The organism is Trinickia fusca, from assembly GCF_003628145.1.
In the GTDB taxonomy this organism is placed as follows: Bacteria; Pseudomonadota; Gammaproteobacteria; order Burkholderiales; family Burkholderiaceae; genus Trinickia; species Trinickia fusca.
Window position 1 is genome coordinate 124,930 of sequence record NZ_RBZV01000004.1, and the last position, 15,419, is coordinate 140,348.

Below are 15,419 nucleotides of genomic sequence, written 5' to 3' on the forward strand. Positions count from 1 at the left end.
CGGGCTATCAATCATGAATTCTCTCCAACTGCACGCACGCTCCGCCCGTCGCAATGACAGCAAGAAGCGTGTGCTTCTAATGTTGAAACTGACGGTGCATACGTTGGCCGCGAGCGCGCTGACCGCAGCCGGTGTCGCTCCAGAGGCTGCACGCGCAGCCGATGCGGAGCCAGCAGCGCAAACCGGCGCGGTGACGACGCTGCCGCCGATCGAAGTCGTCGCGTCGCCGCTGAGGACGCCGCTCGTCGTCGTCACCGATCCGAAGACACCGCGCCAGCCGCTGCCCGCCAGCGACGGCGCGGACTATCTGAAGACGATCCCCGGTTTTGCGGCGATCCGCAGCGGCGGCACGAATGGCGATCTGGTACTGCGTGGCATGTTCGGCTCGCGGCTGAACATTCTCGCGAACGGCGCGCCGACGCTCGGCGCGTGTCCGGGCCGGATGGACGCGCCGACGTCGTACATCGCACCTGAAAGCTATGACAAGGTCACCGTCATCAAGGGGCCGCAAACGGTGTTGTACGGGCCCGGCACGTCCGCGGGCACGATTCTCTTCGAGCGCGACACGAAGCGCTTCGACAAGTCCGGCATGCGCTTCGACGGAAGCCTCGTCGGCGGCTCGTTCGGCCGCAACGACCAGAACGTCGACGTGACGGCCGGCACGCCGGACTTCTACGGCCGCGTAACCGCGAATCATGCGCACGAGCAGGACTACAAGGACGGCAACGGCCACACGGTGCCGTCACAGTGGGACAAATGGAACGCCGACACCGCATTGGGTTGGACGCCGGACGCCAACACACGTGTCGAATTGACGGCCGGTACCGGCGACGGCTACGCGCGCTACGCGGGTCGCGGCATGGACGGCGTGCACTTCCGCCGCGAAACCTTCGGCCTGTCGTTCGACAAGCAGCACATCGGCAAGATCCTCGACCGGATCGAGGCACGCGTGTACTACAACGAAGCCGATCATGTGATGGACAACTACACGCTGAGGCAGCCCGATCCGACGAGCGATATGCCGATGCCGATGGCGTCGGACGTCCGCCGCCGAACGTTCGGCGCACGCACGGCGGCCACGCTGCGCTTCGGCAACGATTTCAAGTTCGTTGCAGGCGTCGACGCGCAATCGAACCAGCTTGCTTCGCGCTCGGCGATGGGGTCGCAGAACTATGCGGACCTGCCTTGGGATCCGCGGGCGACGATGTGGAACATGGGCATGTTCGGCGAGTTGACCTGGTATGCGACCGAAGCGTCGCGCGTGATCGGCGGCGCGCGCGTCGACTATGCGAGTGCACGTGACAAACGGGAGACGACCGACGACATGATGGGCGGGACGAATCCGACGTTCGATAACGACCGCTCGCGCGTGCTGCCGAGCGGCTTCGTCCGCTATGAGCATGACCTCGCATCGTTGCCGGTCACGTGGTACGCTGGTATCGGTCATGCGGAGCGCTATCCCGATTACTGGGAGTTGTTCTCGGCCGACAGTGGCCCGGCCGGATCGGTCAACGCGTTTTCGGCGCTCCAGCCGGAGAAGACCACACAGCTCGACATCGGCGCGCAGTACAAGACCGACAAGCTCGATGCATGGGTCTCGGCGTATGCAGGCTACGTGCAGGACTTCATTCTGTTCAACTACATGAACGGCATGATGGGCCAGACGACGCAGGCGACCAACGTCAACGCGCAGATCATGGGCGGGGAGGCTGGTGTGGCATGGCGGCCGGCCGCGCCGCTGCGCGTCGAGACATCGATTGCCTATGCGTGGGGACGCAACACGGCGACCGGTGATCCGCTACCGCAAATCCCGCCGCTCGAAGCGCGTTTCGGACTCGAGTACACGCGCGGTGCATGGTCGGCTGGCAGCCTATGGCGAGTCGTTGCGCCCCAGCATCGCTATGCGCTGAACGAAGGCAACGTGGTCGGCAAGGACTTCGGTTCGAGCGCGGGCTTCGGCGTGCTGTCGCTGCATGCGCAGTACAACGTCAGCAAGGCCGTGCAGATTTCCGTCGGCGTCGACAACGTGCTCAACAAGGCCTATACGGAGCACTTGAACCTCGCCGGCAACGCCGGCTTCGGCTACTCGGCGAACACGCCGGTGACCGAGCCGGGACGTACCGCGTGGGTGCGCGTCAGCGCAAAGCTGTAAGTGGCACGCCTACTTCGTAGGCAATCACGCAATCGACCTGCCGTCAAACGGCAGGTCGTCCAAAAATTCACGCCGCTCCACCTCTCCCTCCCCAAGCCGTGGCCGCGAACTCCATACTGCGCAAGCCTTCTTTGCTCAGATACAGGGCGCCTCGTCGCACAGATAAATCTTTCTCTAGCGTCAGCCCGGCACGGCGATATTGAATTGCGTCCCTGGCACCCACACCCAGGAAGCAACAACTTTCGCCCCGGCAGGCCCTGCACTCGTGACATGGACGACGTTCGCCGGAATTTGGTACGTCTCGCCTGCGTGAACGACTTTCACTGGTTGCCCCTCTATCTGCACGCTCAGTTCGCCTTCGAGCACATAGCAAACCTCAGGGCCGGTTGCCTTATGCTTGGGCTTTACGGCATTAGGGGGAAATTCGGATATACCCATGCCCATCTCCCGGCCCGCTCCTGGTACCGCAACTCTTTGCAGAACGACGGTCTCCTTGGCATCCGGCACTTTTCCTGCAGCCTGGACCGAGTGCGCGACCAGGGCGGCGAACAAGCCAATAACAACGCTACGATAACGATTCATATCTACTCTTCCTCCTTTTACCGTTCGCCTGCGGTAAGGTTGGTAAGAATCTTGTATGCCATGGCAACGCGTTCTTCGATCGGAAAATTCTTGTTGGCGAGGATGACGATGCCCAGCCGCTTTTCTGGAACGAATGCGACATACGCCCCGAAACCGTTGGTCGAGCCGGTCTTGTTGATCCACGCATCGCTGCTTGGAGCCTTGGGCGGTGTGATTCGCGTCGCAGGAATCGCGTTGAAAATCACGTGCGGCGAATTTCCTTCAAGCAGCGTCTTCAACGCCACCGGATACGGGTATTGCTCCCATATCAAGTCCTGCGTCATCGGTCCCGCCGTGAAGTAGCCGGTGTGCGTAGCCGTGACCGCACGCTGAAGCTTCGCGTCCAGCTCGATCATGCTCATGTTCGCTTGCATGAAACGGATCATGTCGGCGGCCGTCGTTTTGACGCCGTAGGCTTCGGCCGACAGAACACCCGGCGACATGCGGACCGGCGCGCCTTGCTTCGTATAGCCTTGCGCGTAATCAGGCTTCCTCGCCGCGGGGATGTCGATATAGGTGTGCCTCATGCCGAGCGCCGGAAACAGTTGTTGTTCCATCGACGACGTAAAGTCGCGCCCCATGCTCCGCGCCGTAACCGAACCGAGCATCCCGATTCCGAGGTTCGAGTAGGTTCGATACGTTCCCGGCTCATAGGTCGGCTGCCACTGCTTGAGATAACCGATCAGCTGTTCGTTATCCTTGACGTCATCGGGTACTTGCAGCGGAAACCCTCCGGGCGTGTGCGTGCCCAGCTCGAGCAAGCTGACCGCACCGAACTTCGACTCACGCAGCGCCGGCACATATTTGCCGGTCGGGTCCGATAGCGAAAGATCACCGCTTACCTGCGCATACGACGCGAGCGTCGCCGTCAGCGTCTTGCTGACGGAACCGAGTTCGAACAGCGTGTCGTCCGTGACCGGCTGTTTCGTTTCCGTCGATGCCACACCGTAGTTGAAGACGTAATGCTTGTCCCCCACGACGATGCCGACCGCCATGCCCGCAATGCTGTTCTTTGCGATCACCGGCTGGATCGTGGCGTCTACGGCTTGTCTGAGGTCGGCTTGCCGGTCGTCGGCCGCACAGCTGGCCGTCGTGGCCACGCATGCGGCAAACAGAGCGGTCGTGATAAGGCGTCTGGTTCCACGCTTCACTTTTTGGATTCCCTTCTGTAGATGTCGGTTGATCGGAGTAGGGACGGAATATCCCCCTATCTCAAATCACTGACAAACGACGATTACTTGCCGAAGGGTAAAGAAAATCTTTTGAAGCCGGGTGCGGGGGCGTACAAGCCGACGCCCCCTTTCGCCGCGACCTCAGTGCGCGACGCTTCCCGGCCCTCCCCTTATGAAAGCGCGTCGAACGGTGCACGACTCTTTTCGCGCGGCATCAAAAGCAGAGTTTTTTTTACGACATTTTTCCTTGCGACGCGCGACGGCCCACCTCTAGACTGCGGGCAACTGACGAGGTCTGGAGAAAGCCATGCCGAAACAAGTCTCGAGAACCGCTCGATGCGCACGCGAGGCGACGCATCGTCGCGCTGTCAGCCGCGTGGTGTTGAGGCGCTTCGATCCCGCACGCGATTCATACGATCGCCTGACTACGCTGCTGCATCGGGCGTTCGCGCCGCTCGTCGCGATGGGTTTCAACTGCAAGAGCGCGAGTCAGCCTCCGGACGTGACACAAGCGCGCGCGCAAGCCGGCGAATGCTTCGTCGCCGTCTGCGATGGCCAGGTAGTCGGCACCCTGACGCTCTGTGCGCGCAAGCCCGACTCCCCTTGTACGTACTACCGCAATTCCGACGTTGCAACGATCCACCAATTCGGCATCGATCCGCGCTGGCAGAGCCGCGGCATCGGCAAAGCCCTGCTAGCGTTCGCCGAACGCTGGGCCGCGATGCACGGTTTCGCACGGCTCGCACTCGATACGCCCCATTCGGCAGCTCATCTGGTTTCCTTCTATTTGCGGCGCGGCTTTCGCCTCGTCGACGTCGTGCGCTTTGCGGGACGATGCTACGAGAGCGCAGTCCTCAGCAAGCCATCGATAGCCTCCGCCCCGCTCGCCGAAATCGCGAGCGATACCCGACCTCGCTACGCCCTTCCGTCTACCGCCTGCACTGCATGACGCACGGCGACAAGCGCCAGCCCTCCGACTCGACCGAAAACGCGCGCCACGCCCCCCGCGGCGTTAACCCGATTTTTACGCGGCTGCAACGTCTCTTGTCGTTGAATTGACCTTGCATGGTCTTCAATACGGACAAGAACGCATGGAGAAGAGGCGCAAGCCTCGATGCGGCGGCCGCGGGAGAAACCATGTTCGCCAATTCAGCTCTTCAGATCGCGCTTTTTCTTGCCGTATTGACCGCGCTGACAAAACCGCTCGGGCTCTATATGGCGCGTGCCGCCGACGGCAAGATACCGTTCGTCTCGCGCGTGGTGCGGCCTCTGGAAATGGCGATCTATCGGCTCGCGGGCGTGGACCCGGCGAAAGACATGAATTGGAAGACCTACGCGGTCGCCATGATCCTGTTCAACCTCGCCGGTACGCTCGGGCTCTATGCGCTGCAACGCGTTCAAGCTTGGTTGCCGCTCAATCCCCAGCACCTGCCGGCTGTCAGCCCCGATTCCGCACTGAACACGGCCGTCAGCTTCGCTTCGAATACGAGCTGGCAAGGCTACGCCGGCGAAACCACACTGAGCTATCTGAGCCAGATGCTCGGCATCACGACACAAAGCTTTTTGTCCGCGGCAAGCGGCATGGCGGTCATGTACGCGTTGATACGCGCGCTCGCAAGACGCGGTGCGGTGCCCAAGGAGAATGCCTCGGCAGGTACGCTCTCGATCGGCAACGCCTGGGTCGACCTCACGCGCGCCACGCTCTATGTGCTCGTGCCGATGGCGATACTGTTCTCGCTCGCGTTCATCGGCCAAGGCGTGATCCAGAACTTCGACAGCTATCGCGAAGTGTCGACCATGCAGCCCGTCACGTGGCAACAGCCGATGCTCGACGCCCACGGCAACCCGGTCAAGGATGCGGCCGGCAATGTGGTTCAGCAAACGCAGACCACGACAAAGCAGGTGCTGGCGATGGGTCCGGTCGCTTCGCAGGAATCGATCAAGCTGATGTCGGGCGACGGGGGCGGCTTCTTCAACGCCAACTCTGCCCATCCGTACGAAAACCCCACGCCGTTCTGCAACTTCCTCCAGATGATCGCGATCCTGTCGATCCCCGCGGGGCTTTGCTACACGTTCGGCGTGATGGCCGGCGATCGCCGGCAAGGGTGGGCACTCTACGCGGCGATGACCTTGATGTTCGTCGTCATGTCGGCCATCACGATTCATGAGGAGCAGGCCGGCAGCATGCAGCTCGCCACGGCCAGCGTCGATACGAAGATCTCGGCGCTCGCGCCGGGCGGCAACATGGAAGGCAAGGAAACGCGCTTCGGCGTCACCTCGTCGGCGCTCTATGCGGCTGTTTCGACGGCGAGCGGAGACGGTGCCGTCGATTCGATGCACGATTCGTTCACGCCGCTCGGCGGCATGGCACCGCTGCTGCTGATGCAAACGGGTGAAGTGGTGTTCGGCGGACCGGGTTCAGGGCTCTTCAGCATGCTCGTGCACGCGATGCTCGTGGTGTTCATCGCAGCATTGATGATCGGCCGGGCACCCGAGTACCTCGGCAAGAAGATCGACGCATTCGAAATGAAGATGGTCGCCGTCGTAGTGCTCGTGACGCCGCTGCTCGTGCTCTTGGGCACGGCCGCATCGGTGCTCGTGCCGGCCGGGCTGGCCGGAATCGCGAATCCGGGCGCGCACGGGCTCAGCGAGATCCTCTACGCCTTTACCTCGGCAGCCAACAACAACGGCAGCGCGTTCGCGGGGCTATCGGCGAATACGCCGTATTACAACTGGATGCTCGCTGTGGCGATGTGGTTCGGGCGCTTCGCCGTAATCGTGCCGGTGCTCGCGATCGCCGGCTCGCTCGCGCCGAAGGTCAGGCGTGCGCCGGGAACGGGCACGTTGCCCACGCACGGCCCGATCTTCGTGATCCTGCTGATCGCCACGATCCTGCTCGTCACGCTGCTTACCTACATGCCAGCACTTGCGCTCGGGCCCGTCGCCGAGCATTTGACGATGGTCGGCGGGCGGTAGGGGCGCGTCAGGCTCGTGCCTTCCCTGTTATTGCCCCCGACTGTAGGCTTGCCGGCAATGACGTCGGCGCAGACGCTCAGACCTTGGCAACGACCTCGATACGCAACGCTTCCCCACCGGCCGCAATCTCGAGCAGACGATCGACGTTCGGATGCGCCCCCGGACGGTTGCGCGCATCGGCCGTGTGCTCGGCGAACACCGCGAGGCCGTGCTCGGCGGCCTCGGCGTCGAGCGTGCCGAACGCTTGCTGTAGATAGTGATACACGGCCAGCGAGCCCTGCTTGCCCGGCTTGTTCTCGATGCTTGCGACCACGGCGCCCTTTCCGTCGATCAGATCGATACGCTCGATGCCATCGATGGCTGGCAACTGAGCGAGGTTATCCTTGAATACGCTGGTGGGTTGAATCACTGAATGCACTCCGTCTACGCAGGAAATTGCGTAGAATGGCCGACGCCCCTGCGCCCGGTCAAGTACCGCGACAGCCGGTCACGACGACCCTCCATGATGACGAAAGCGAATAACGGAACATTGCTGGTGGAAGCGGCGACGGCCCCAAGGTTCTGGCGCGATGAAACGTTGCCGTTCGTCGAAGCCCGTTCCGTTCAAGATGGCCGTAAAGTCAGTTACGGCAAGCACACGCACGATACGTTCTCGATCGGCGCGATCACGGGCGGTCGTAGCACCTATCTCAACGGACAGTCGTCGGAACAGGTCGGCGCGGGGACAGTGGTTGTCATGAACCCGGAGGAAACCCACGCATGCAACCCGATCGGCGATCAGCCGTGGGCATATCGCATGCTCTATGTCGATGCCGCATGGCTCACCGATCTTCAGCATGACTTAGGTTTTAGCCAGAACCTGGGATATCGAGGCTTTTCGACCAGAGCCGTCAACGAGCCTGCGTTACATACCGACCTGAATAAGCTCTACACGGTACTGACGGACCCGAACGAAGATCATCTTCGCAAGCACAGCGCGGCAGTGACCTTCTTTTCAGAGGCGCACCGGACGCTCAATCCCGTGCCAAAGCCGGCACGAGAGGCCAATCAGAAAGTTGTCCGCGCGGCCGAATACATCCGGGAGAACTGCACGCAGGCGCTGCGACTGGAAGACATCTGCGCAGCGGCGGAGCTCTCAGCGTCTCACCTCATCCGTGCGTTCAAGGAGCACTACGGCATGACGCCCCACGCATACCTGATCAATCGCCGCATCGAATACAGCCGATCGCAGCTGAAGCGTGGACGTGCGATCGCCGACGTGGCCATCGAGGCAGGATTCTCCGATCAGGCGCACCTGCAGCGAGCCTTCAGGCAACTCGTGGCGGCCACGCCAGGGCAATACCGCAGTGGCATCTAAACTCGCTACACCTTCACCAGATAGACCGCGCTGCCAGCCAGCAGCAAGGCCATCAGTCGATTGAATAGCCGCACGCGCCCAGGGTTGCGCAAGTGTTGATTCAAGAACGTTCCGACGTAAGCCCAGCAGCCAATCGACGCATAGCAAATCACGAAGTAGATCGCCGCAAACTGCCAGACCAACCGGCTATCGCCGTTTGCCGCGTAGGCACCCATGCCGGCCAGACAGGCAAGCCACGCTTTCGGATTGAGCCATTGCATCGTGGCTCCGGAGAGCATCGACGGGCCGCGCGTTGCGTCGTCGGCGCCGAGCTGCCCATTGTCGACGGCCAGCTTGTAGGCCATATAAAGCAAAAACGCTACCCCGGCCCATTGGATCAACGTCGTCAAATTCGGCCATCGGCCGAGCAGTTCATGCAGCCCCAACCCGATTAGCAGCAGCAACATGGAAAAGCCGACGGTGGCCCCCGTGACGTGCCGCATGCTGGCGCCAAGCCCATGCCGGGCGCCAGCGGTCAGCGCGACGATGTTGACTGGCCCGGGGGTGATCGATGCCGCCAAAGCGAAGGCAGCCATTGAAAGGTAAGCACTCATGTTTTCGCTCGATACGTGTTTCGGTAAACATCGAACCGGAATGTATCGAGCGATCGAGTGACCCGTATTGAAGAAAATTACCCTGTGCCCGCGCACTGATCGAGCAAGATCCGTCGCTCACCGCGCAGAATCTGATCGTGCTGCCTATGCTGGCCTGCGCTACGAGCGGTTAAAGCTGTGGAGACAAAGCGCTGAGCCCGAGCGGTGTGCTCGGGCTTGGCCCTGGATCAATCATCATCGTCATCGTGGTGGTGATGATGATGCCACCCGTGGTGCCAGCCGTTGTCGTGCCATTCCCGATGCCCATAGTCCCCGTCGTAGTAGGGGTATCCATAGACAGCCGGTGCCGGCGCGTACACAACCGGAGGTGCCTCATAGACGACCGGCGGCGCTTCGTAGACCGGAGCAGGGATACCTAAGTAAATGCCCACATTGGCGTGTGCGGACGCGTCAAGAGAGGCGCAAGCAGCAGCGATCGCTACTGCCAATAAGGTGATATTGCGTTTCATGATCTCCCCTCTTCTCTTATAGAAATTGGAAATTGACCCCAAGACCGACTGCCTTCATACACGGCGAGCATGCTAGCGCCTGGGGTTCGGAGAAGGTGAAACTACGCTGTGGCTTGTGTAACCAGCTGTGACACTTTCGCTTACAACTGCAACCACCCGCGAAACATATGAACATTCCAACTCACGGCTGAACCGACGCCAGCACCTCCATCAATTTCGGCATGGTCGCCGAGAATCCCAACTGCTCCGCTTCGCGCTTCATGATTTGCAGCGCGTTCCCCATCGACGCATCACGCGTTTGCAGCCAATCACGCGACAGCAAAATGAACTGCGCGTGATGTTTCGCCCAGCTGCACGGCTCGACTTGAACGAACGCCGACAATTGCTGTGCGTATCGATTGGCCCGGCCGTAGTCCCCCATCACCAGGCTCGCTTCCGCGGCCGCCACGTGAAAACGAAGCGCGTTGTGCGCGAGGCACCCACTTGCCAGTTGCGCTTCGCCTAGCCGCAACGCGCGCTCGCGCGACGGCGCATCGTCGGTAATCAACGCCAAGGTGCCCCATATCCAGGGACCGACGTAGCTTTGGAGTTGCAAGCGTTCGACCAGATCGGCAGCTTCGAGAATCATCGATTGGGCCGCCGTCTGGTCGCCCTCGCGACTGGCGAGGCGCGCTTTGCCTTCGAGCAGTATCGCTTCGAAACGGCTGGCCCCCATGCTACGGGCCAGTTCGAGTGCCGTGTCGAGCTCTTGCGCGGCGCGTCGGTCCTCGGCCGTGGCCAATAAGACCCAAGCGGCGGTCAAGCGGGAAAATATCTCAGCGCGCCGGTTGCAGACGGCGCGGCTGCGCTGCACGGAATCCAGCGCATCTTGCAGAGCCTGTGTCGGCTGGCCCAGATAGATCAGCGTAGACCCACGCGCACTGCGGTTGGCGGCCTCGACGCCGGGCAGCCCCTTTTTCTCGCAAATTCGCACGCACTGGTCGAATACGTCGTGCGCCGTTTGCATGCGCCCTTCCGCATAGTAGGAATCAGCAATGCCGCTCAGCGCGCAAGCCTCGATCTCCAGCTGCCCGCTCATGCGTGCAAAGTGCAACGCCTCCTCATGGTAGCCACGGCAACGCAGATAGTCGCCGCGCGGGAAATAGAGGTTACCGCGCAGGTGGAACAGGCGCGCCAGCGCATGATCGGCTTGCAGGTTTCTGGCAAGCGGCAGCGTCGCTTCCAGCAGCTGTTCCTCTTCGGTCAGGCTGTCCAGTGTGTTGAGCACCGCAGCCAGGCCAAGTGCCGCCTCGATGTGGTCGGCTGGTCGCAGGGCGAGCGCCACGGCGCGCTCGAAACACTCGCGGGCCGACGCAGTCTGCCCCAAGCCAGCAGCGGCTTGGGCACGCAGCAAGGCCAGGACAAAGTTCGCCTCTGCCTGCTCGGGGAACGATTCGCACAGCTGCGCCAGTTCCAGCACGTCTTCGTATTGATAGGCGCACAGTTTTGCCTGCATGACATCGAGCAGCGCGTCGAACGCGGCGGGATCATGGGCCCGCACGAGGTGCCTGGCGTAAAGGGCTGGGTCCGACTCTCGTACCAGGTTCGCCACGATGCGATGCAAGTGATTGCGCAGCGGCAGCGGAATGACGTCGTAGATGCAGTGCATGACGAGGTCGTGCACGAACTCGTAAAGGCCCGGCTCGATTTCGCGGACGATGTGCTGATAATCCGCGCGCATGGAGACCGCATCCAGTTGACCCACCGCTCGGGTCAATAAGTTCAGCGCGAAGCGGTTGCCGATCACGGCCGCCACCGACAGTGCGTGTCGATGCGATGGCCCCAACTTGTCAAGGCGCGCCTGAACCAAGTGCTTCAGGCTTTCAGGGACCGCAACGTCGGGGCTGGACAGCAACTGCGTGAGGTAGAGCGGGTTGCCTTGCGCCCGCTCGACGCAATGCGCTCGGTAGGCGAGGTCGACTTCGGGATACTGCTCCGCCAACGCAGCGGCCTCGCGCGCACGCATGGGCGCCACGTCCAGCAGGCTCAGCGGGTTCGAGAAATGCGGCCGCAGCGCGGTTTCCAGGGGATCGTCTTCGTTGCGCGAGGTCAGTACCCACACGATGGGGGCTTCGTCTGTTCCCATCATCAGGCTGCACAGCGCCGTGAACAGGGGCGGGTCGCCCCAATGCAGATCCTCTATGCAAACCAGCAAGGGCTGCTGCAACGCCTGTCGCACCAGCAACAGTTGCACGGCACGCAGCATACCGGTCGTGCGCGCCTCGTTGTTCATCGCGGCATAAACGGCCATTTGCGCCTGATCGGGAGACACGCCCGCCAGCACTTGCAGAAAGAGGTTCGATTCGGCAGGCAGCCGCCAGCGCTCGAGGGCGACTTCGCGCGTACCGCGTAGCGGCTGACGCGGCAGCCCCAGCAGACTGCGCGCGAGCTGACCGAGCGGCGCAAACGCGCTTTCCATGCCGAAGTCGAGCACTTCGGCGTAGTGGCAAGCGAATTGAGCCTGACGCGCGATGTCGGCAAATTCCGCTACCAAGCGCGATTTGCCCACTCCCGCCATGCCACGCACGTAAACGACGTGCCCGTTCTGGCATTCCCGCGTGGCATCGACGATGCCCTTGAACTGGCGGATTTCCACCGTGCGCCCGGTCAAGCTGCGCTCCGAGCCGCTGTTGGGCGTCCGTACACGCAGACACTTCCGGTAAGGGGCGCTCTCTGTGTCGGCAGGCGCGAAGTCGAAGCGGTCGGCCAGCTGAGCGATCAGGCCACCTGCCACGTAAATCGATGCATGTCCGTATGTGCTGCTGGCACGGTCCTGCGGCCCCGGACCGGCACACGCGAGCTTCGGCGATTCGGATGGCCAGCGCTGCAAGCGCACGCGAATCGCGCGACCAGGGTGGATGAACGCAGCACTCTCCATGCTGATGGCGAGCGCGCACAACAGGCAGCGCTCGGCGTCGCTGCGATAGGCACGCGGCATGCCGAAATACGCGACCGCATAGCTGCTTTGGCTGGCCAGCCCGGTGTCGAGCACACCGCCGAATTGCCCGATCAACTGCGCCAGCTCGTTGCGAGCAGCGGGCGATGCGGCAGCCTGTGGATGCCATTCGAAACGCAATTCCAGCGCGTAGCGAAGGAGGTCGTCTTGCGTGTAGTCGTTGGCCGTGAGCGGCTTGGCAGCGTGAGCAGAGGGCAGATCCGATGGGGGGTTCGCTGGTTCATGTTCGACGAACATCGCCGTGCCGGCCTTGCCCACCAGCGCGCGCACGTCGACTTCGAAGATGTCCGCAAGATGGCGCGCGGTGCGATAAAGCACGGGCTTGCCTGTCTCAGCACGCTTGATGGAAGCGATCGATACGCAAAGCTGTTTGTTGAAACAGCGTTCGGCAAGCGTTTCCTGGCTGATGCCGAGGTTTTTTCGCAGGCCTTTCAGCAACCGTGAATCGAGCACGATGCGTCCATCCGATGCGGCGGATGCCGCGTCCGACAGGACGGGCGGCGCTGCATCGCGCCGCGGAGAATCCGTTAGCTCTGAAACGAACAACGTTGCCCCCTTTGTGGAGACGAACGCGTCGCAGGAGGCCCTTGGTCGGGCAGCGTATTCGCGTCACCTCCGTCGGTTTCTGATACCGAACTGATACCAGGCTGATACCGCACTGGCCTGTCTTGCACCGCGGCTGATTCGCATACTTCGTTCCGCAATACGCACACAGCACGACGCCCCGCTCGCCGCCAAGACGTGATTATACGTCGGGCAAGTGGACGAGTATCCGCTCGGGAATTGAAGCAGAGCGCGGAGTTAATGCCGGCGGAGACCGACGACCAAAGGGCCGCCTTCAGCCCAAGTCGTTAATCGAAAAACGAGAAATTCAATTCAAATCCATGGAGCAAGCCATCATGAACCAACCTGCACCGCTCGCCGCACACGCCCCCCAAACCGAAAAGAGATCGGTATTGCCGATGAATGAGGCCTTGCACGTGGGCGATACGCTGTATTCAAAGAACGGCCTGTTTTTCGCCGGCGTCCAACCTGACGGCAATTTTTGCGTCTACCGCGCCGATATCGACAAAGGGGGTGTCTGGTTGTGGGGTAGCCAGGTACTCGGCGACGGCGGCGAGTTCTATGCAATTTTGCAAAGCGACGGCAATTTCTGCGTCTACTATGGTGCCGCCCCCGTTGAGCACCCGCGCTGGCTGTGGGGCACGCAGAAATTGGACAGCGGCGGTCAGTTCTTCCTGGTCTTGCAGGACGACGGCAATCTCTGCATCTACAAAGGAAAGGGACTGGCGGACCGAGGCGCGCTGGTTTGGAGTTCCGGCAATACCGACTCGGTGAAAGAGATCACGGAAATTATCGGCCTGGTCTACGATCTCGATCGGCGCCAGCTGAAGACCGACGGCAAGTCCAACCTTTACAACGAGACCGTCAGCAACAAGACGCCGCAACCGCAAATCGTTACCCTCTCCGGTTCGGCCTCCGCGACCGAGACGTCGGCCTGGTCCGATCCCCTAGGTGCCAAGATCGGCGTCAGCACGTCCTTCAATCCGGGCGTTCCGTACATCACCGCCAACGGCAAGGTCGTGATTTCCTTGGATGCGGGCAACTTCGTCTGGAACGGTTCAACCACGGTCACGAAGACCTGGAGCTTCAGTACGCCGGTTTCGGTGCCGGCCAATTCGGCCGTGTCCGCGGAGGTCTCGGCGACTCGCTCGACGCTCGTCGTGCCCTACACGCAAACGGTCGCGATTGAATACCAATCCGGTACCAAAGTGAGGACACGCATCGAAGGCACGTACAAGGGCTCTCAGTGCCACGATTTCACGGTTTCGTTTACGCCCGTGTCGTCCACGGGCCACGCGAGCACACCGAGCACGCGCCCGCTGGAAATCACCGCGGAATCGTTCGCCTGATCTGCCCAGACACATTTCTTAGCGCCGGTACCTGACTCAGGCCGAGCTGACACCCCCACGGGGGATCGATGTCAGTTCAGCCTGAGTCTTTTTTTGTTGAAATGCGCCTATCCCATCGTCATCAGTGAGGAGCAGAACCCGTGTACGCCAATGTCTTCGATCCGGTCGTGTTCATCTTCGACGGTAGCGCGGTCCCTTTGCCCGAAGTCGAAGGCAAGCGCTACCTGTTCAATGCGGGAGGTTTTCCCGAATTCGTCTCGGGACCGAAAGGTACGCCTATCGACCTCGCGCCCGACAACCCGGATCTCGATCTAGGCACCAAGTACACCGGTATCGAGCACACACGTAAAACCATTGCCGGCGACCCGCCGTACGAAATCACGCTGTTCAATTTCCACCAGAACGAAGTGCACTACCGGGCATTGCGTGCAACGCGCGAGACTGCGCAGGCTTTCGGCATGACCTTGCTCAAAAGCGGGCAGTCGATCCCCTTCGAATACGAAGGCCTGGTCAGCACGAAATACGAATACGGCAAATGGGCGGGGCATCAGTCGCCTTATCTGGAACGATCCCGGCGGCGTGAATTACTGCCCTGGAATCCGACCGACCTCGAATACCACGCCTTTACGCATGCTTTTTTCTCGCAGGATAAACACCTGCCGCTGGTCGTCTCCGTGGCACGCTGGCGCCCTTACGTGAACGAGATTTCCCTCGCCGATCTCTGGGTGGCGCCCGGTGATGCGCTCGTTCTGCCGCCGAAGTTCTTCCCGCCGCCGCCTGCCGAAGGCACGCCCCCGGACAAGCGCCGCAGAAGCATCATCGATCTGCATGGAAACCGGAATTCGGCCCTCGCCTGCTGGTTCGACGGATCGCGGTCCACGTTGACGACGGAGACGATTCTGGCCAACCCGATCGTCATGGCAGCAGAACTGACGAAGCCGCATTACCACGAGGAAGTGACCGGAACACGGCATACCAAACTTGCCGGATAAGCCGCTCGAGCACGAATGAACGGAACGTTCTGCTCTCATCAAACTGGCGTGCCTCATCGCGTGAACGATGAGGCAAACTCAACAAAATTCTTGACAAGTTTCTGTAAACACGAATAATTCTCATTTACTGAAATTGCAT

General features: G+C 61.4%; 12 protein-coding genes. 6 read left to right on the forward strand and 6 right to left on the reverse strand.

From position 1 onward, the window contains the following. The first annotated feature begins 13 nt into the window (after nt 1-13). A complete protein-coding gene (locus D7S89_RS12540) occupies nt 14-2,152 on the forward strand; it encodes a TonB-dependent copper receptor (protein WP_425470792.1) in 2,139 nt (712 codons plus the stop codon). A 180-nt stretch (nt 2,153-2,332) separates the two neighbouring features. On the opposite strand, the gene D7S89_RS12545 is transcribed toward D7S89_RS12540, so the two are convergent. Further along, the gene (locus D7S89_RS12545) at nt 2,333-2,734 is read right to left on the reverse strand and encodes a cupin domain-containing protein (RefSeq protein WP_121278023.1); all 402 of its coding nucleotides are present in this window, start codon (nt 2,732-2,734) and stop codon (nt 2,333-2,335) included. 17 nt (nt 2,735-2,751) lie between these two features. Beyond that, nucleotides 2,752-3,933 (reverse strand): class C beta-lactamase, encoded by a 1,182-nt coding sequence (ampC, locus tag D7S89_RS12550; RefSeq protein ID WP_425470807.1) that lies wholly within the window; start codon nt 3,931-3,933, stop codon nt 2,752-2,754. A gap of 319 nt (nt 3,934-4,252) precedes the next feature. Here ampC and D7S89_RS12555 point away from each other — a divergent pair, with 319 nt between their 5' ends. Next, nucleotides 4,253-4,894 (forward strand): GNAT family N-acetyltransferase, encoded by a 642-nt coding sequence (locus D7S89_RS12555; RefSeq protein ID WP_121278025.1) that lies wholly within the window; start codon nt 4,253-4,255, stop codon nt 4,892-4,894. A 188-nt stretch (nt 4,895-5,082) separates the two neighbouring features. After that, nucleotides 5,083-6,921 (forward strand): potassium-transporting ATPase subunit KdpA, encoded by a 1,839-nt coding sequence (gene kdpA / locus D7S89_RS12560; protein ID WP_121278306.1) that lies wholly within the window; start codon nt 5,083-5,085, stop codon nt 6,919-6,921. Between the two features lie 76 nt (nt 6,922-6,997). Here the strand turns inward: kdpA and D7S89_RS12565 are convergent, their stop codons facing one another. Then, nucleotides 6,998-7,330 carry a DUF2322 family protein gene (locus D7S89_RS12565; RefSeq protein WP_121278026.1) on the reverse strand — a complete coding sequence of 111 codons (333 nt, stop codon included), beginning with the start codon at nt 7,328-7,330 and terminating at the stop codon, nt 6,998-7,000. Between the two features lie 96 nt (nt 7,331-7,426). Here D7S89_RS12565 and D7S89_RS12570 point away from each other — a divergent pair, with 96 nt between their 5' ends. Continuing rightward, nucleotides 7,427-8,278, forward strand: coding sequence for an AraC family transcriptional regulator (locus D7S89_RS12570; protein WP_121278307.1), 852 nt, complete (start codon nt 7,427-7,429; stop codon nt 8,276-8,278). Nucleotides 8,279-8,283: 5 nt separating this feature from the next. Here the strand turns inward: D7S89_RS12570 and D7S89_RS12575 are convergent, their stop codons facing one another. From D7S89_RS12575 to D7S89_RS12585, 3 genes are all read right to left on the reverse strand, one after another. After that, nucleotides 8,284-8,871 (reverse strand): LysE family translocator, encoded by a 588-nt coding sequence (locus D7S89_RS12575; RefSeq protein ID WP_121278027.1) that lies wholly within the window; start codon nt 8,869-8,871, stop codon nt 8,284-8,286. A 227-nt stretch (nt 8,872-9,098) separates the two neighbouring features. Further along, nucleotides 9,099-9,380: a hypothetical protein gene (locus tag D7S89_RS12580; RefSeq protein ID WP_183085175.1), complete on the reverse strand. Its 282-nt coding sequence runs from the start codon at nt 9,378-9,380 to the stop codon at nt 9,099-9,101. A gap of 181 nt (nt 9,381-9,561) precedes the next feature. Further along, nucleotides 9,562-12,828, reverse strand: coding sequence for an AAA family ATPase (locus D7S89_RS12585; protein ID WP_220702143.1), 3,267 nt, complete (start codon nt 12,826-12,828; stop codon nt 9,562-9,564). Between the two features lie 446 nt (nt 12,829-13,274). Between D7S89_RS12585 and D7S89_RS12590 the strand changes: the two genes are divergently transcribed. Beyond that, the gene (locus D7S89_RS12590; RefSeq protein WP_147426640.1) at nt 13,275-14,288 is read left to right on the forward strand and encodes a hypothetical protein; all 1,014 of its coding nucleotides are present in this window, start codon (nt 13,275-13,277) and stop codon (nt 14,286-14,288) included. 140 nt (nt 14,289-14,428) lie between these two features. Further along, entirely contained in the window at nt 14,429-15,280 is an 852-nt protein-coding gene (locus D7S89_RS12595) for a hypothetical protein (RefSeq protein ID WP_121278029.1), read from the forward strand. Nucleotides 15,281-15,419 lie beyond the last annotated feature (139 nt).